We start from the raw sequence: 16,243 nt of genomic DNA, 5'->3' as shown, positions 1-16,243 counted from the left end.
CGGGCGGGGGCTACCCCTGCCGCTTGACCTGCGAACCCGGCACGATGTCGTCGCTGCCGTCCTCCCAGCGGATCCACGCCTTGTAGCCGCCGTCGTAGTCGGGCCCGAGGAGCACGAGCTGCGCCTTCTGGTCCCACACGGTGACGGTCTCGGATCCCTCGGAGTCCAGGCCGCGCCACAGGCGGATGAAGGGGTTCGACTCCCACTCCTCGCCGACCGTGGTGGGATCGGTGTGCCCGGGCCGGATGACCGTCTGCGGGTCGAGCTCCATGAGCTTGCCCATGATCGAGTCGCGCAGGTCCTCGTACGTCGTGTGCTCGGGCGCGCGCACGCCGCCGACCGAGCCCTTGAACAGCGTGTCGCCGGTGAAGACCTCGTTGCCGGCGACGAAGTTGAGCATCCCCTTCGTGTGACCGGGCGTGTGGACGACCATGATCGGCAGGCCGCCGGCCTCGAGCTCCTCGCCCTCGGAGATCGTCCCGGTCGTCCCCTCCACGAGGTCCTCCTCGAGCGGGTGGATCAGCACCTCCGCGTCGGGGAACGCCTCCTTGAGCTTCGGCAGCTCCGAGACGTGGTCGTGGTGGTGGTGCGTGAGCAGGACGTGCGTGACCTCGAGGCCGCGCTCGCGCGCGCGATCGATGAGCGGCTCCACCGGACCGCCGGCGTCGACGAAGAACGCCTTGCCGCCGTCCCCTTCCACGAGGTAGGTGCACGACACGAAGTCGTCGTTCATCGAGCGCATGGTCTCCATGGCTTGCGATGCTACGACGCGATGCCTGCTCAGCTCATCCACACCTGCTACCGCATCGGCGACATCGACCGCTCCGTCGCCTTCTACGAGGCGCTCGGCTTCGAGGAGATGGCCCGCATGCCGATCCGCGACGAGGCGATCAACGTCTTCATGGGCCTGCCCGGCGACGGCGCGCGGCTCGAGCTGACGTACAACCACGGCGTCGACTCGTACGAGCTCGGCACGGGCTACAACCACATCGCGATCACCGCCGAGGACCTCGACGCGACGCTCGGCCGGCTCGCCGAGCAGGGCATCGAGCCCGAGAAGCCGCCGTACACGGTGCGCGAGGGCGGCAGCCGGCTGTGCTTCGTGCGCGATCCGGATGGCTACCGCATCGAGCTCATCGAAGTCGCGGCTTGACGCCTACGGCGGCTGCGTGTCGCGCGCAAGCGCTCTAGCCGGCGATCAACGCCTTCCCAGCGGGCGCGCAGAGGGCGACGACGGTGATCTTGGCGGTCTCGCTCGTCACACCGGCGGAGATGTTCACCGGGGGTGTGAACGCGTAGACGATGTAGCGGTTCTCCCGCCGAGCCGGGCCCGCGACGTTGATCCTCGCGTGCTGGCCGGTGCTGGCGAAGCCGCCGCTGATGACCTTCGTGCCCTTGGGGCACTGCGCGTAGCCGTCGGCCGCGTTGCCGTTGCTGACGGTGAACGTCGACTTCACGACCTCCACGTTCCCTGCGGCGGCGGCGGACGGGCGCGGGTCGCTCCGCGCGTTGCCGCCGAGGGCGATGACCAGAGCAACGGAAGCGATCACCAGAGCGGCCGACGAACGGTGACCAGGGTCGATGCGGCGAGATCGCGTCATCTCACGCCTCCCGATGTGAACTGCAGGGTCGAGCTCCGAGGCTCCAGTCCGACGCTAGGCCGCGTCCCGCGCGCCGTCAACATCTGGGCGAGAACGGCTCGTCGGAACGCGCCAACTGAGGGAATAGGCGCGGGCACAAGGCGTTCTCTCGAGATGGGACCGCCATGACCGACCGCCACCTGCCACCCGACGACGAAGCCGATCTCGCCGCTCTTGCGGACGATCGGCTGGATCCGGAGCGCCGGGCGCGGCTGGAGGAGCGGCTTCGCTCCGACCCCGCGCTGGCCGCGCGCCTCGAGCGCCAGCGCGAGGCGGTCTCGGTCATCGCGAGCGCGGTCGGCGACACGAGCGCGCCGTTCGCGCTGCGGGAGCGCCTGTCCCGGGGAGAGCAGGCGGCGCCGGCCCGGCGGCGCCGCCTGCGCCGGTGGCTCGCGCCCGCCGCGGCGGTGCTCGCCGCGACCGTTGCCGCGGTCGCGATCACGGTCTCCGACGGGCTGACGGTGGAGGAGACCCTGGCCGCGGCACGGCGGCCGCCCGCCTTCGCCGCGACGCCGGATCCCACGGAGCCCGCGCTGCTGCGCGACCGCGTCGACGGCGTGCGCTTCCCGAACTTCGCCGCCAAGTTCGGCTGGCGGCCGGCCGGCGTACGCACCGACGAGATCGGCGGCCGCAAGACGCGCACGGTCTTCTACCGCAAGGGCGAACGGACCGTGGCGTACACGGTCGTGGACGGCGACCCGCTCGACGAGTCGGGCCGCGCGGGGCAGTACGAGGGCATCGACGTGCGGACGTTCGCCGCGGACGGACGCCGCGTCGTGACGTGGGAGCGCAACGGGCGCACGTGCATCCTGTCCGGGACCGGCGTCGGCACCGAGACGCTGCTCGACCTCGCCACCTGGAAGGGCAAGGGCTCGGTCGAGTTCTGATCAGTCGCGGACCGCGCGGGCGACCCGGTCGCGCCCGCGGTACAGCCGGCTCATGATCGTGCCGACGGGCACCTCGAGTGCGGTGGCGGCCTCGCCGTACGCGAGCCCCATCACGTCGACGGCGACGACCGCGTCGCGGTAGTCCGGCGGCAGCGCGGCGATCGCGGCGAACACCTCCTTGGCTTCGAGCACGCCCGTCGGCGAGAGGGAGGCCGGCGCGGCCAGCCGGTGCTCGGTGTCCTCGAGCGGGGCCGTCCGCGGCCGGCGCGAACGCTTGCGCAGCGTCGAGACGTACGTGTTGCGTAGCGCGGCGAGCAGGTACGGGAGCGTGTCCTCGTCGGCGGCGATCTGCCGCGGCTTGCTCAGAACGCGCGCGTAAGTCTCCTGCACGAGGTCCTCGGCGTCTTCGCGGGATCCCGAGAGCGCCCAGGCCGCCCGGTACAGGCGGTCGAGGTGGTCTCCGAGCGTGGCGGTGCGCAGCTGCGGGTTCACCCGGGCCCAAGCATGGCCGAATCCGCGAGCGCCCGCGAACTTCTCGCGGGCCGGGAATAGCCGGCGCCCGTCGGCGTTCGGTGTGTCGTACCCCAAGCCACCGCAGGAGCTCCAAGACCCATGACACGCCCCGTTCCCAAGCTGACCCGCGCCACGGCGCTGGCCGCAGCGACCGCCGCCGCCGCGCTGGCCCTCCCGGCGGGCGCGAACGCCGCGCTCCCCGCGTCCATCACCGGCACGAGCGTCACCTTCCGCGGCGACGAAGCGCCGGACGTCCTCATCATCGGCGACGACGGCACGCACCTCACCCACAACCGCGATGGCCTCGACCAGTTCGCCTCGCCGACGGACTTCGACAGCGGCACGCCCGGCGTCCAGGCGCTGCCGGCCGACGGCACGATCTCGCTGACCGTCAACGCGGGCGACGGCAACGATCAGGTCACCATCGCGACCAACTTGCTCGCCTCCGTGACCGTCGACGGCCAGGGCGGCAACGACGTGATCACCGGCGCGGCGAACGACGACGACCTCCGCGGCGGCGATGGCAACGACCAGCTGCGCGGCGGCGCCGGCAACGACCAGCTCACCGGCGGCCCCGGCACCGACGACGTCGAGGGCGGCGCCGGCAACGACGTCGCGACGTGGAACAACCGCGACGGCAACGACGTCGTGGACGGAGACGCCGGTGCGGACGAGACGGTCGTGAACGGCGCGTCCACCGCGGGCGACGTCTTCACCATCAAGCCGGATCCCGCCGTCGCCGGGCGCGTGCGCTTCGACCGGACGAACCTCGTGCCGTTCTTCATCGACCTCACGAGCGAGAAGCTGACGGTCAACGGGCTCAGCGGCGACGACGTGGTCACCTCGCAGAACGGGCTCGCGCCGCTGACCACGCTGGCGCTGTCCGGCGATCAGGGCAACGACGAGCTGTCCGGCGCCGACGGTCCCGACGTCATCCGCGGCGGCGACGGCTCGGACGTCCTGACCGGCGCCGGCGGCGACGACAGCCTGACCGGCGACCGCGGCGGCGACGTCGCGATCGGCGGGTCCGGCGATGATGTGATGGTCTGGAACAACGGCGACGGCACCGACGTCAACGAGGGCGACGACGGCTTCGACACCGTCGAGGTCAACGGCGCCCCGACGGCGGGTGACGGCTTCGGGGTGGCGCCCGACTTCACGCACGCGCAGCAGGTCCGGTTCACGCGCGGGAACCTCGTTCCGTTCTCGATCGGCATCTCGACGAGCGAGGTGCTCGCCGTCAACGGCCTCGGCGGCGATGACACGTTCGCCGCGGCGGACGGCACCGGGCTCGACATGGTCGTCGCGGGCGGGTCGGGCAACGACACGCTGCGCGGCAGCGAGCGCGGCGACACGCTCGCCGGCGGCTCGGGCAACGACACGCTCGTGGGCAACGCGGGCGCCGACGCGCTCGACGGCCAGGACGGCGACGACATGCTGCTCGCGCGCGACGGCGAGTCGGACCTCGTCCGCGGCGGCGCCGGGACCGACGCGGCCGAGACCGACCAGCCGCGTGTCGACGTCCTCGACGGCGTCGAGCAGGTCAGCGCGCTGCCGGTGCAGTCCAACCGGCCGCCCGACGCCGGCCCGCCGGCGCCGCCCGCCGCCCCGCCGGTCTCACCCGCCCCGCAGGGCAGCAAGACGGCCACGGGCGTCGCGACGCTCGTCTCGAAGCGCGTCGTCTTCAAGCGCGCCCGGCACGGCTTCGTGGCCACCGTCCGCGTCCGCGCCCCGCGGGGCACCCGCGTGCGCGGTGACGTCGAGCTGCTGACGGCCCGCCGGGTCCGGCTCGCCGGCATCGCCGCGCAGCTCGCGCTCGGCATCGGCCGCTTCGACCTCCCCGCGGGCACGACCGCGTCCGTCCGGGTCCGGGTCTCCGCCATCCCCCGGCGGGTCCTGCGGCACGGCGTGATCGCTGCGCGCGTCCGTACGGCGTCTACGGACGCCGGCACCGCGGTGCCGCGCCTCGCGCGCCTCACCGTCGTGCGCCGCTGAGGGGGGGACGCCCGCCGTGTCCCGCGATCACCGGAGGGATCGCGGGACGGCGGCCGTCCGCATCACCAGCCCGCGGCGCGGGCGAGGCCGAGCGCGTAGTCCGGCCACCAGGCCCCGGCGACGGGGCCGCCGTTGCATGTCCCGTCGCTCTCGCCCGGCCGCTTGATCCACAGCGTCGCGTCGAGCCGGCTCTCCGCCGACCACGTCGACGGGACGGCGCCGAGCGCGCGGCCGCCCGGGTTGCACCACTGGCCGTCGGGCGCCGGGCCGAGTCCGTTGCGGCTCGTGTCGAGCACGTAGTGCTTGCCGCCCGCGGCCTCGGCGAGCGCGCGGGCGTAGGGCAGGAGCTCCGCGGTGGAGCGGAAGTTCGAGACGTTCAGCGAGAAGCCCTGGGCGTTCTCCGCACCGGCCTTGACGAGGCGCGCGGCGGCCTCGCTCGTAGTCAGCCAGGCGGAGTGGCCGGCGTCGAGGTAGACGCTCGCGCCGGGCTTCGCGGCGAGGACGGAGACGGCGTCGCGCAGCAGCGCGAAGCGGGTGTCGCGATCGGCGGCCGAGAGGCAGCCGGTGAGCGCGAGCGCGTCGGGCTCGATGACCACGATCGCGCGGCGGGTCCCGATGCCGCTCGCGAACGCGCGGATCCACACGCGGTACGCGTCGGCCGAGCCGCTGCCTCCCGCCGACAGCCCGCCGCAGTCGCGCTGCGGGATGTCGTAGGCCACGAGCGTCGGCACGGCGCCGGCGGCGGTGGCGGCGGTGACCTCCGCGTCGACGGCGGCGCGGACGTCGCCCGACCACGCGCCGAGCCACTTCGCGGCGGGCTGGGCGGCGAGGCGGTCCATCACCGCGGCGTCGGCGGGGCGCGAGAGGCGCCACGCGGCGGCCTGCTTCGCGGCGTCCGAACCGGGCGCGACGTAGAGCTTGCTCCAGCGCAGCGGCGTGGCCGCGGTCGACGTGAAGGCGAGCCGGTCGACGTGCAGGTTGCGGTCGCAGCCGGTGCCCGTCGCGTCGTTGGTGAAGCGCACGACGACGGAGTGCGCGCCGTCGGCGAGCGACACGTCGGCGGCCACGGTGGTCCAGGTCGTGCTGGGCACGGACGCGGTCAGGACGCGGCGGCTGTCGACGTCGACGGCCACCTCGGGCGCCCCGTTGCACTGGTCGCCGCGCACGCGCACCGACAGCCGGCGGGCCGCCGCGGTCGTGACCGAGCCGCCGGCGCTCGCGGTGCTCCAGAGCATGAGCGCCTTGCCGCCGCTCGCGGAGGCATCGGTGCGGATCATGCCCGCGGACGAGGCGAACGCGAGCGTCTCGGCCTCGCGGTTGACGGTCGCGGCGGCGGCGACGACGGGCAGGGCGAGGGTGAGGAGCGCGGCGCCCGGGAGGGCGGCGCGCAGGCGGCGGTGAAGGGACATGCGGCCGGGTCATCGACCGCCCGGCGCGGCCCTTCACCCGCCGGCGCCTCACCCTGGACGGTCAACGCCTAGCCTCTTGACGGTGAGCGATCGCCTCGCCGTCATCGACCTCGGGTCGAACTCGTTCCGCCTCGTGGTGTTCGCGGTCGAGGGCGAGGCGTGGAAGCGGTCGGACGAGATCTACGAGCCCGTCCGCATCGGCGAGGGCCAGCCGGTCGACGGCCCGCTCGGCGACGAGCCGCAGCGCCGGGCGCTCAACACGCTCGAGCTGTTCGCCCACTTCTGCCGCGCGACCGGGCTGAGCGGCGACCACGTCGACCCGGTGGCGACCAGCGCGATCCGCAGCGCGTCCAACCGCGACGCGTTCCTCGACGAGGCGCGCAAGCGGACGGGCCTGCAGATCCGGGTGCTCAGCGAGGAGGACGAGGCCCGCTACGGCTACCTCGCCGCGGTCAACTCGACGTCGCTGAAGGACGGGGCCGTGCTCGACATCGGCGGCGGCTCGCTGCAGATCGTGCGCGTGAAGGACCGGCGGGCGAAGCATCTCCGCTCGTGGCCGCTCGGCGCCGTCCGGATGACCGAGCGCTTCCTGCCGGACGACGGGCCGGCGAAGCCGAAGCACCTCAAGGCGCTGCGCGCGCACGTCGCCGAGCAGCTCGCCGACTCGCCGTGGATCCAGAAGACCGGCGACCGGCTCGTGGCGATCGGCGGCACGGTGCGCAACCTCGCCGTCGCCGCGCAGATCGCGGCCGACGTCCCGACGTTCGGCGTCCAGGGGTTCGTGCTCACCCGCGAGGCGCTGGACGACCTCGTGACGCGGCTGGCCGAGCTGCCGCCCTCCAAGCGCAACGAGGTCGCCGGCATCAAGGCCTCGCGCGCCGACGTCATCCTCGGCGGCGCGGCGGCGATCCAGGCCGTGCTCGAGGCCGGTGACTGGAACGGGCTTGAGGCCACGGAGGCCGGGCTGCGCGAGGGCGTCTTCTTCGAGCGCCACCTCGCTCCCGACGGGATCTTCGACGACGTCCGCCGCGCCTCGGTCTGCAACCTCCACGCCCAGTACGACGCCGTCGACAGCGTGCACGTCGAGCACGTGGCGCGGCTGGCGCTCGGCATGTTCGACGAGCTCGCCAACGCCGGTGTGCATCCCGGGGACGCGGGCGAGCGGGAGCTGCTGTGGGCCGCGGCGATGCTGCACGACATCGGCGTGAGCGTCGACTACGACGACCACCACAAGCACTCGCGGTACCTGATCCTGAACGCGGGCCTGCCGGGCTACACGCAGCGCGAGATCGCGCTGATCGCGCAGATCGCGCGGTACCACCGCAAGGGCACGCCCGGCCTCGACGACCTCGCGCCGCTCGGCGAGAAGGGCGACCGCGAGCTCGTCACCCGCTGCTCGGCGCTGCTGCGGCTCGCCGAGCAGATGGAGCGCAGCCGCGACCAGCTCGTCTCCGCCGCGCACGTCAGCGTCGCCAACGGCGCGGTCGAGCTGCGCCTCGAGGGCGAGGACACGGCGCTCGCGCGCTGGGCGACGAACCGCGAGACGTCCGTCTTCCAGCGCGCCTTCGACAAGCAGCTGACGGTCGTCTGAGCCGCGCGGAGGGCGCGGGCTTCAGGGTCGCCCGGGTCTAGCGCTCGTCCTGCCGCATCGGCAGGGCCACCGGCGTCGTCGCGACCGCCTCGACGACCTCGGTCTCCTCGACGCTCTCCTCGTCCTCCTGGTGCGAGCCGTCGCACAGGACGCGGAAGTTGCCGGAGACGCCGCCGTCGTTGTGGATCGTGATGCCGGGCAGGATCGTCTCGCCCTCGTCGAAGCCGAGCCGCTCCATGTCGAAGTGGGCGAGGCCGATGCCCCACGCGGTGTGGTCGGGGTTCTCGCGGTCGTGGACGTTGACCGCGATCTGGAACGCCTGGAGGTTCTTGGCGATCTTCGACGTGTCCGTCATGCCGTTGCGGTCAGCGTACCCGCTGCCCGACGGCCTCCACCAGCTCCGCCACCGACGGCGCCGCCAAGCCGTGACGAGCGGCGGCGCGCAGCACGGCGCCGCCGATCGCGTCAAGCTCGTCGGGCTCGCCGTTCAGCACGTCGCGGGCGAGCGAGCTCGTCTGCCCGGGGTCGAGGTCGAGCAGCTCGCGAAGCGTCTTGTCGGCGTCCGCGCCGGCGCCCTCGGCGCGCGCCACCGCCGCCGTCTCGTCGACCGCGCCCTGCAGCAGCGTCCGCCAGCGCGGGTGGTCGAGCACCGCGCCGATCGGCAGCCCGGAGGCGGCGGTGGCGAGCGCGAGCGCGTTCAGCCGCGCGAGCTTCGACCACAGCACCTCCGCCTCGTCGTCGAGGACCTTCGCCGGGATCTCCGCCGCACGCAGCACGTGCGCGAACGCGCGGACCGGCAGCTCGTCCGGCGCCAGCTCGATCCGGAACACCGCGCTCGTGTGCACGACGTGGCCCGGCTCCACGCGCTCCGCGGCGATGCGGATCGAGCCGGCGACCGCGCGGTCGCCGAAGCGCGCCCGCAGCACCGCGAGGTGCTCGACGCCGTTCAGCAGCGGGACGACGAGCTTCGGATCGGCGTGCACGCGCTCGAGCGCTCCCTCCAGCGCCGGCGCCTTCACCGCGATGACGCAGACGTCGACCGGCACCTCGAGCGCCGTCGCGACGCGCGGGGACGCGGTGAACGAGCCGAGCCGCACGCTGTCCACCTGCAACCCGTCGCGCGCGAGCACCGCGGCGGTCTCCTCGCGCGCGACCACCGTCACGTCGTTGCCGGCGCGCGCCAGCGCGCCCGCCACGAAGCCCCCGACGCCGCCCGGCCCGACGACGGCGACGGTGGCCCTCACCTCACCTCCCGACGTCCGCCGTGGTGGTGACCCGGGTGTAGTGCGAGATGTAGTCCTTGGCCTCGAGCTGGAGCTCGTAGGTGCCGCGGCGCGACGGCGTCCACGTGTACTGCTGCGTGCCGCGCCCCAGCAGCAGCGTCGGAAGCACGGCGACGACGCTGCCGTTGCGGCGGACGACGAGGTTCACGGACGAGACCTTGGACAAGCTGAAGCGGATCTTCGCGGGCTTGCCGGCGCGCAGCTTCGGCAGCGCGAGGAACCGGACGCGCGTGCGCTCGTGCATGTACTCGGTGAAGCGCTCGGCCATCGAGCAGTAGAGGTCGCGCTCGGTCCGCGCGCACATCGCCTCGAGGAAGTCGCGCACGAGGCGGTGGTAGCCGAGGTCGGACTCGCGGCCGCCCTGGCTGTAGAGCGACCACGCGCCGGTGTCGGCGGAGGGCAGCACGGCGTACGCCTCGGCCTCGCCGGCGGCGAAGAGGTCGCGCGCCTGCTGGTCCTGCGCGGCCTCGGCGTAGTCGTACAGCCCGACGAGCGCCTGGAGGAACCCGTTGTACACGCGCAGCGACGGGTCGAACGAGTAGAGGAGGTAGTGGTTGCCCCGGCTCGTCGCGACGCGGACGCCGGTCGGCGCCTTGACCTGGAACGCGCCGAGCGCCGTCTTCGCCGCGTCGAGGTACGCGGGCGCCTGGAGGTACTGCGCGCCACGCGCGAGCGCCTGCATCGCGGTCGCGGTCGCCATCCCGCTGATCCAGGGCGGCGTGCCGCGGCCGAAGGCGAAGTAGTACTCCCAGGCGCGGAACCCGCCGCGGTCGACCATGAGGCCGACGAGCGCGTCGAGCGACTGGCGGAGCTTGTTCGGGCGGCAGCGGCTCTTGCCGGCGTCCGGCTCGGTGCACGCCTTCGCGTAGCCGTTCGCGCGCCCCGCCGTCGCGAGCTGCTGGATCTGCAGGCCCTGGCCGGGGTACCACTGGTAGACGACGTCGTCGAAGGTGACGCGGTTGCTCGCCGACGCCGCCGTCGCGCAGGGACCGCCGCCCGCGGCCGCCGCGCGCGCCGTCGCCGCCGGCGGGCCGGACCGGCTCCACCAGTTCGTGTTCACGTCGAGCTGCCGGAAGAGCACCGGCATGCGCGAGACCGACAGCAGCTTCTTGCGCGCGATCGTCTCGAGCGTCGTGATGACCGACGAGAGCTCGGTCTTCTGCGAGCCGTACAGCCGCTTGCGCGCCGCGATCGCGTCGGTGTACGACGTCTCGTAGCCCTGCGCCACCTCCGGCGTGATGACGCCCGCGTCGGCGGCGGCGCGGATCACCGCCTTGACGCTCGGGCCCTTCTTCGCCGCGGCGGCGGTCGCGACGGGCGTCGACGGTGCGGTGGGCAGGCAGCCGGGGCCCGAGGCCGCCAGGGCGGACGCGGGCGTGACGATCAGGACGATCAACGCGGTGAAGAGGGCTCTCACGGGGGACCGGAACACGGGACTTGCCAGAACGGCGCGCTGTGCAGAGGATCGTGCGATGAGGTTCGCTTCGCCGCTCGCCGCCGTCTTCCTCGCCCTCTTCGCCGCTTCCGCCGCCGCAGCGGAACGCTCGATCACCGTCACCCGCGGTGGCGTGACCGCCACGATCCGCGGCGACGCCGAGTCGCGTGAGCCGCGCTTCGGGATCCTGCGGCGCGTCAAGGACCTCACCGTACGGGTGGAGAGCGCGGGCGCGGTGGCCTTCGACGGCGCGCTGCCCGCGTGCCGGCCGGACTGCGGCGAGAGCTTCACGGGCACAGCCGCCGAGCTGCGCATCCGCGACCTCGACGGCGACGGGACGCCCGAGGTGCTCGTCGACCGGTTCATCAGCGGGGACATCTGCTGCAGCGACTCGACCACGGTGCTCGACGTCCTCGGCGGCGCGTGGACGGCGCTGCGGCCCGTGCGCTTCGGATCGGCCGTGGCGCTGAAGGACATGGACGGCGACGGCGATCCCGACCTCGCCGGGGACGACCCGCGATTCTTCACCCGCTTCGCCCCGCGTGTCCTCGGCGTCTTCCTCCCGCTGCGGGTCCACCGCTACGAGGGCGACGGCGTCTTCGTCGACATCACGATGGCGCTGCGGCCGCGGCTGCGCGCCCAGCGCAAGGAGTTCCTCTCGTACCTCGCGGGCGCGCCGAAGGGCGTCACGCGCGCGGCGCTCCCGTCGATCGCGGCCCTCGACCACCTGCTGGGCGAGCACTGGAGAGCGGACCGGAGGTTCGCCGCGGCGGTGAAGGCCAAGCGGATCTCGTCCGCCCTCGCGGCGCGGATGAAGCGCTTCCTCAAGCGCAGCGGCTACTGCGCCGGATGTCCGGCGCCGAGCCCGATCGACGCGAAGATCCCTTAGGGGACCGGATCGACGAGGACGCCGGGGTTGAGGATCCCGGCGGGGTCGAGCTCCTTCTTCGCGGCGCGCAGCGCGGCGGCGAACGGGTCGGGACGCTGGCGGTCGTACCAGGGACGGTGGTCGCGGCCGACGGCGTGGTGGTGGGTGATCGTGCCGCCGGCGGCGATGACCGCGTCGGAGGCGGCGGCCTTGATCGCGGCCCACTGGTCGACTTCCTCGCCGCGCCGCGCGGTCGTGAGGACCGTGTAGTACGGCGCCGGGCCGTTCGGGTAGACGTGGGTGAAGCGGCAGGAGACGAGCGCGCCGTCGCCCGCGGCCTCACGGGTCGCGGCGAGCACCTGCTCGTGGAAGGCCGGGAAGCGCTCCCACGTGATCGCGGTCTCGAAGGTGTCGCTCATGACGCCGATCGCGACGAAGGTGTCGCGCAGGTACGGCGCGCGGAGGAACGCGTTGCGCCACTGGCCCTCGGCGCCGCTGCGGTCCTCGCGGATCTCGACGTCGCCGCCGTGCTCCTTCACGAGCGCGACGGCTTGGTCGAAGGCGGGCCCGACGTCGTGGCCGGCGGACTCGAAGCCGAGCACGAGCACCGCCGCGCTGCCGTCGGCCGCGCCCGTGTACTGCGCCTCGAGCGGGTCGATGAGGCGGCAGTTGCTCGGCCGCAGGCCGGACTGCGCCACCGCGCGCACCGCCTCGGCGCCCTCCAGGAAGGTGGGGAACCGCACCGCCGCCGAGCGGCGGGACGTCGGCCGCGGGCGCACGCGCACCCACGCCTCGGTGACGACGCCGAGCGTCCCCTCGCTGCCGACGAGCAGGCGGTCGGGCGACGGGCCCGCGCCCGAGCCGGGCAGCCGCCGCGAGTGCCACGTGCCCGACGGCGTGATCGCGCGGACCGACTCGACGAGGTCGTCGATGTGCGTCTCGACCATCGCGAAGTGGCCGCCGGCGCGCGTCACGACCCAGCCGCCGAGCGTCGAGAACTCGAAGGACTGCGGGAAGTGGCGCAGCGTGAAGCCGCGCTCGCCGAGCTGCGCCTCGAGCGCGGGGCCGAACGTGCCGGCCTGGATCCGCGCGCTCCACGCGACGTCGTCGAGCTCGAGGACCCGGTCCAGGTGCGAGAGGTCGAGCGAGATCCGCGGTCCGTCGACCATCGGCGTCACGCCGCCGACGACGCTCGTGCCGCCGCCGAACGGGATCACGGCGACGCCTTCGGCCGCCGCCCACTCCAGCGCCGCCTCGATCCCCGCCTCGTCGCGCGGCCGCACGACCGCGTCCGGCGCGTACGGGAACTGGCCCCGGAAGCCGCGCACGACGTCGCTGTACGACTTCCCCCACGCGTGCGAGGCGCGCGCGTGGACCGAGTCGTCCCACGCGTCCTTCAGCGCAGGCGGCGCCGCGACGCGCGGGTCCGGCAGCGACACCCGCTCGAGCGGCACCGGCGTCTCCACGGTCCCATCGCCGAGACCCAGGACGTCCTTGATCCCACCGGCCGCCGCCCGCAGCTCGCTCTCCGTCGGCTGGTCGTCCTCGAACCCCCAGCCCCAGTGCTTGCGGCGGCGAGAGCCGGTGGGGGTGCCCCCGCCCGGGAGATCTCCGGAGGGGGCGGTCCCTCCACGACGATCTCCGGCGGAGGCGCCGCCGTCCGGGGTCTCCGCGGCAGTGGTGTCTTGCGACGTCTGGTCGGCCACGCTCGTACCTTCTCACGTGATGCCGGACGCACCCGCGCTCCTCGCCCGCGGCCCGTGGGACCTCGATCGGGTCGCGGTGACGTGGCGCGACGAGACCTTCGAGGCCGCCGACGAGCACGTCGCGCAGGCCGACGCGGCGATCGCGTCGCTGCGCGACCGGGGCTCGCCGAGCCACGACGGCGTCGCCGCGCGGCTCGTCGCGTTCGAGCAGGACGAGGACGAGCTGCGCCTCGAGCTGCAGCCGCTGCGCTGGGCGCTGAGGCTCGTGCCCGGCGATGCGTCGGACTCGCTCGCCGCGCTGTGCGTCATCCGCGACGCCGAGGGGCGCTGGCTCGCGGGGCGGCGCGCGATGTGGCTCGCGTCCTGGCCCGGCCGCTGGGCGCTCGGCGCCGGCGGGTCGGTCGAGGTCGGCGAGAGCCCCGCCGAGACGCTGCTGCGCGAGCTCGACGAGGAGTGGTCGGTCCGGCCGGAGCGCGCCCGCGCCGAGGCGCTCATCCGCCTGCCCCACGGCCTCGTGATGCTCGTCGGCCAGGCCTGGCTCGCCGCCGGCGCGGAGGTCACGCCCGACGACGAGCACGACACCTACGCCTGGTGGCCGGCCGATCCAGCGGCCTGGCCCGCCGAGGCCGACGAGCCCCTGCGCCGCATGGGCACCATGCTCGCCGCGTCGTCGTGAAGCTCACCTACACCTTCATCAAGCGCTGCTCGTTCGCGCACTCGGCGATCTACGCCTGCCTGCTCGCCGCCTGGGCGATCCCCGGAGCGCAGACCGCCGAGACCGTGTTCGGCTTCGCCCACGGCATCGGCTGGTTCTGCATGGTCGGCCTGAGCTTCGCCGGCGTCCACCGGCGCGTCCTGCCGTTCTGGCTCGGGTTCCTCGTGGCCGTCGGCGGAGCGGTCGGCCCCTTCATCGGCTCGGCCGCCTTCGTGTGGCGAGACCGCAAGGGCGCGCCGCGGACGACCGCGCTCAGCCGGCCCTGATCTTCTTGTACGGCGTGTAGAAGGAGGCCAGGACCGGGTTGCCGCTCCAGCGGATCCGGACCTTCAGCCGCCCGTTGCCGAGCCGCTTCTTCGACTTGAAGGTCACGGAGATGCCCCAGGAGCAGTTCGTCCGGATCTTCACGCGGCGGCTCGAGAACGTCGTGCCGCGGGCGCTCTTCGTCTGCGCCTGCATCGTCCCCGACCGGCACGCCTGCCGCGCGGTCACGCCCGCCGGCAGCGGGATCTTCCCCGCGAACCGGTAGGAGAACGGCGCACGCCGGTCGCGCTTCGGGGTCGGGAGGAACGTCGGCGCGACGACGCGGAACTTGTTGACGCCCACGGACCGGAAGTCCGACCCGCTCTGCTCCGACGTGTCGATCGCGACCGCGATCAGCGTGTTGCGCCCGACGTCGCTGCCGAGCGGCTTGTAGAGGAACTCGTACGGCGCGGTGGTGTCGACGGCGACCTGCTTGCCGTCGTCGAGCAGCCGCACCTCCTTGACCCCGCGGTCGTCGGAGGCGTTGACCACGACGGGCACGCCGAGCCCGGCGTCGACCCGCGCCGCGGCGAGCGGCGTGACGATCGACACCACCGGCTGGGCGTCCTGCAGCGCCGGCGCGACGGCGAGCCGGTCGACCAGCTCGCAGTCGGCCCGCACGCGGTCGAGCTGGTCGACCGTCGCCTTGTCCGTGCCGCGGCCGCAGATGACGTCGTCCGCGTAGCCGTCGCGCGCGCTGATCGCATCGTCGCGGTCGCCCGCGTCGATGACGTCGCTGCCGCCCAGCGCGTCGATGACGTCGTCGCCCGGCCCCGCGCTGATCGTGTTGAACGCGTCGCTGCCGCGGATCGTGTCGTTGCCCGATCCCGTCGTGACGTTCTCGACGTCCGCGGCGACGTCGTCGGACTGGCCCTCCGGCCCGTCATCGGCCGCGCCGTCGAGCGACACGCGCACCGGAAGCGACGTGTACGCCGTCGTGACGGGGTCGACGTACTCGGCGTGCAGCTCGGCGACGTCGACGCCGTCGCCGCCGTTGAACATGTCGCTGCCGTCGCGCTTGACGTCGTCCGGCGCCGGGCCGAAGAACCCGGAGCCCAGCAGGTAGTCGTCGCCCGCCCCGCCGTTGAGCTGGTCGGAGCCGACGCCGCCGCCGAGGTAGTCGTCGCCGTCCTCGCCGTTGAGCACGTCGTCGCCTCCGCCGGCGCCGCCGAAGTCGCCGATGAGCGCGTCGTCGCCCGCCCCCCCAACGAGCGTGTCGTTGCCCGCGTACCCGTAGAGCCGGTTGATGCCCGCGTCGCCGATGAGCAGGTCGGCGCCGCTGCCGCCGTCGACGTTCTCGATGTTCTTGAGCACGTCCCCGTCCGGCCCGGACCCCGTCGCGAGGTTCACGGTGAGCGCGGCGGTACGCGCGCTGTAGTCGGCGGTGTCCGCGCGATCGGGTCCCGGCGTCACGCCGCTGCCCGGCGCGGGCGTGCTCGTCACGTTCGCTCCGCCATCGAGCTCGTCCGCGCCCGGCGAGCCGATGAGCCGGTCCTCGCCCGCGCCCGCGTTGACGATCGCCTTCCCGTTGGTCAGCCCGCTGAAGCTGGCCTTGTCGTCGAGGTCGTCCAGCGACGCCGTGAAGGTCACGGCGGTCGCCGAGAGCACCGCGCACTCCACCGTGTTCGGCGTCGCCGGGCCGTCGGGGTTCGTGCAGCCGCCGCCGGTCGTGATGGCGGCGGCGCCCGTGTCGCTCAGGTTCACCGAGTCCGAGTCGCGCGTGACGACGAGGTCGTTCGTCTCGCCGGCCGCCGCCGTGAAGGTGATCGATCCGCCGCTGCGCGTCACCGTCGCCGCCTGCGCCGAGAGCGCGCCGAGGAGGAGCAGGGCGAGGGCGAGCGCGGCGGCGAGCGCCGTTCTCCGGGTGGTCATGGCAGCGCATGGAACACCCTGTGCGT

Annotated in this window: 16 protein-coding genes; 7 read left to right on the top strand and 9 right to left on the bottom strand. The window is 73.8% G+C overall.

Annotated elements, in window-relative coordinates:
• Positions 1 to 10 precede the first annotated feature (10 nt).
• Positions 11 to 751 carry an MBL fold metallo-hydrolase gene (locus AC1UE4_RS22825; RefSeq protein WP_482919631.1) on the bottom strand — a complete coding sequence of 247 codons (741 nt, stop codon included), beginning with the start codon at positions 749 to 751 and terminating at the stop codon, positions 11 to 13.
• 21 nt (positions 752 to 772) lie between these two features.
• Here AC1UE4_RS22825 and AC1UE4_RS22820 point away from each other — a divergent pair, with 21 nt between their 5' ends.
• Positions 773 to 1,153, top strand: coding sequence for a VOC family protein (locus AC1UE4_RS22820; RefSeq protein ID WP_482919630.1), 381 nt, complete (start codon positions 773 to 775; stop codon positions 1,151 to 1,153).
• Positions 1,154 to 1,187: 34 nt separating this feature from the next.
• Here AC1UE4_RS22820 and AC1UE4_RS22815 read toward each other — a convergent pair whose 3' ends face one another.
• A complete protein-coding gene (locus AC1UE4_RS22815; protein ID WP_482919629.1) occupies positions 1,188 to 1,550 on the bottom strand; it encodes a hypothetical protein in 363 nt (120 codons plus the stop codon).
• Positions 1,551 to 1,765: 215 nt separating this feature from the next.
• Here AC1UE4_RS22815 and AC1UE4_RS22810 point away from each other — a divergent pair, with 215 nt between their 5' ends.
• Entirely contained in the window at positions 1,766 to 2,527 is a 762-nt protein-coding gene (locus tag AC1UE4_RS22810; RefSeq protein WP_482919628.1) for a hypothetical protein, read from the top strand.
• Here AC1UE4_RS22810 and AC1UE4_RS22805 read toward each other — a convergent pair whose 3' ends face one another.
• Positions 2,528 to 3,019 carry an RNA polymerase sigma factor gene (locus tag AC1UE4_RS22805; RefSeq protein WP_482919627.1) on the bottom strand — a complete coding sequence of 164 codons (492 nt, stop codon included), beginning with the start codon at positions 3,017 to 3,019 and terminating at the stop codon, positions 2,528 to 2,530. It lies immediately after the preceding gene.
• Positions 3,020 to 3,139: 120 nt separating this feature from the next.
• Between AC1UE4_RS22805 and AC1UE4_RS22800 the strand changes: the two genes are divergently transcribed.
• A complete protein-coding gene (locus AC1UE4_RS22800) occupies positions 3,140 to 5,035 on the top strand; it encodes a calcium-binding protein (protein ID WP_482919626.1) in 1,896 nt (631 codons plus the stop codon).
• A gap of 62 nt (positions 5,036 to 5,097) precedes the next feature.
• On the opposite strand, the gene AC1UE4_RS22795 is transcribed toward AC1UE4_RS22800, so the two are convergent.
• Complete coding sequence (locus AC1UE4_RS22795) at positions 5,098 to 6,444, bottom strand: glycoside hydrolase family 6 protein (RefSeq protein WP_482919625.1); 1,347 nt, start codon at positions 6,442 to 6,444, stop codon at positions 5,098 to 5,100.
• Positions 6,445 to 6,526: 82 nt separating this feature from the next.
• Between AC1UE4_RS22795 and AC1UE4_RS22790 the strand changes: the two genes are divergently transcribed.
• Positions 6,527 to 8,035, top strand: a complete 1,509-nt coding sequence (locus AC1UE4_RS22790) for a Ppx/GppA phosphatase family protein (protein WP_482919624.1) — start codon at positions 6,527 to 6,529, stop codon at positions 8,033 to 8,035.
• A gap of 37 nt (positions 8,036 to 8,072) precedes the next feature.
• On the opposite strand, the gene AC1UE4_RS22785 is transcribed toward AC1UE4_RS22790, so the two are convergent.
• From AC1UE4_RS22785 to AC1UE4_RS22775, 3 genes are read right to left on the bottom strand one after another with little or no spacing between them, the layout of a single operon-like run.
• Complete coding sequence (locus AC1UE4_RS22785; protein WP_482919623.1) at positions 8,073 to 8,390, bottom strand: hypothetical protein; 318 nt, start codon at positions 8,388 to 8,390, stop codon at positions 8,073 to 8,075.
• 10 nt (positions 8,391 to 8,400) lie between these two features.
• Complete coding sequence (locus AC1UE4_RS22780; RefSeq protein ID WP_482919622.1) at positions 8,401 to 9,279, bottom strand: ketopantoate reductase family protein; 879 nt, start codon at positions 9,277 to 9,279, stop codon at positions 8,401 to 8,403.
• A 1-nt stretch (position 9,280) separates the two neighbouring features.
• Positions 9,281 to 10,735 (bottom strand): D-glucuronyl C5-epimerase family protein, encoded by a 1,455-nt coding sequence (locus AC1UE4_RS22775; protein WP_482919621.1) that lies wholly within the window; start codon positions 10,733 to 10,735, stop codon positions 9,281 to 9,283.
• 55 nt (positions 10,736 to 10,790) lie between these two features.
• Between AC1UE4_RS22775 and AC1UE4_RS22770 the strand changes: the two genes are divergently transcribed.
• Positions 10,791 to 11,642, top strand: coding sequence for an FG-GAP repeat domain-containing protein (locus AC1UE4_RS22770; protein ID WP_482919620.1), 852 nt, complete (start codon positions 10,791 to 10,793; stop codon positions 11,640 to 11,642).
• Here the strand turns inward: AC1UE4_RS22770 and AC1UE4_RS22765 are convergent.
• Positions 11,639 to 13,327 carry an FAD-binding oxidoreductase gene (locus tag AC1UE4_RS22765; protein WP_482919619.1) on the bottom strand — a complete coding sequence of 563 codons (1,689 nt, stop codon included), beginning with the start codon at positions 13,325 to 13,327 and terminating at the stop codon, positions 11,639 to 11,641. The genes AC1UE4_RS22770 and AC1UE4_RS22765 overlap by 4 nt on opposite strands.
• A gap of 19 nt (positions 13,328 to 13,346) precedes the next feature.
• Between AC1UE4_RS22765 and AC1UE4_RS22760 the strand changes: the two genes are divergently transcribed.
• Both AC1UE4_RS22760 and AC1UE4_RS22755 read left to right on the top strand, forming a co-directional pair.
• A complete protein-coding gene (locus AC1UE4_RS22760) occupies positions 13,347 to 14,003 on the top strand; it encodes an NUDIX hydrolase (protein ID WP_482919618.1) in 657 nt (218 codons plus the stop codon).
• Positions 14,000 to 14,308: a hypothetical protein gene (locus tag AC1UE4_RS22755; RefSeq protein ID WP_482919617.1), complete on the top strand. Its 309-nt coding sequence runs from the start codon at positions 14,000 to 14,002 to the stop codon at positions 14,306 to 14,308. The genes AC1UE4_RS22760 and AC1UE4_RS22755 overlap by 4 nt, the downstream gene beginning before the upstream one ends.
• On the opposite strand, the gene AC1UE4_RS22750 is transcribed toward AC1UE4_RS22755, so the two are convergent.
• On the bottom strand, positions 14,295 to 16,217 hold the full coding sequence (locus tag AC1UE4_RS22750) for an Ig-like domain-containing protein (RefSeq protein ID WP_482919616.1): 1,923 nt from the start codon (positions 16,215 to 16,217) through the stop codon (positions 14,295 to 14,297). The genes AC1UE4_RS22755 and AC1UE4_RS22750 overlap by 14 nt on opposite strands.
• Between the last annotated feature and the right edge of the window lie 26 nt (positions 16,218 to 16,243).

The sequence above is a fragment of the Parviterribacter kavangonensis genome, assembly GCF_056863335.1.
The sequence above is the reverse complement of the archived record's forward strand: the minus strand, read 5'-3'. Positions and strand labels throughout refer to the sequence as shown.

Bases quoted from the DNA above. Each gene is read 5' to 3' on its own strand.
- AC1UE4_RS22825 (WP_482919631.1), bottom strand. From the start codon at position 751: ATGGAGACCATGCGCTCGATGAACGACGACTTCGTGTCGTGCACCTAC.
- AC1UE4_RS22820 (WP_482919630.1), top strand. From the start codon at position 773: ATGCCTGCTCAGCTCATCCACACCTGCTACCGCATCGGCGACATCGAC.
- AC1UE4_RS22810 (WP_482919628.1), top strand. From the start codon at position 1,766: ATGACCGACCGCCACCTGCCACCCGACGACGAAGCCGATCTCGCCGCT.
- AC1UE4_RS22800 (WP_482919626.1), top strand. From the start codon at position 3,140: ATGACACGCCCCGTTCCCAAGCTGACCCGCGCCACGGCGCTGGCCGCA.
- AC1UE4_RS22795 (WP_482919625.1), bottom strand. From the start codon at position 6,444: ATGTCCCTTCACCGCCGCCTGCGCGCCGCCCTCCCGGGCGCCGCGCTC.
- AC1UE4_RS22785 (WP_482919623.1), bottom strand. From the start codon at position 8,390: ATGACGGACACGTCGAAGATCGCCAAGAACCTCCAGGCGTTCCAGATC.
- AC1UE4_RS22770 (WP_482919620.1), top strand. From the start codon at position 10,791: ATGAGGTTCGCTTCGCCGCTCGCCGCCGTCTTCCTCGCCCTCTTCGCC.
- AC1UE4_RS22760 (WP_482919618.1), top strand. From the start codon at position 13,347: ATGCCGGACGCACCCGCGCTCCTCGCCCGCGGCCCGTGGGACCTCGAT.
- AC1UE4_RS22750 (WP_482919616.1), bottom strand. From the start codon at position 16,217: ATGACCACCCGGAGAACGGCGCTCGCCGCCGCGCTCGCCCTCGCCCTG.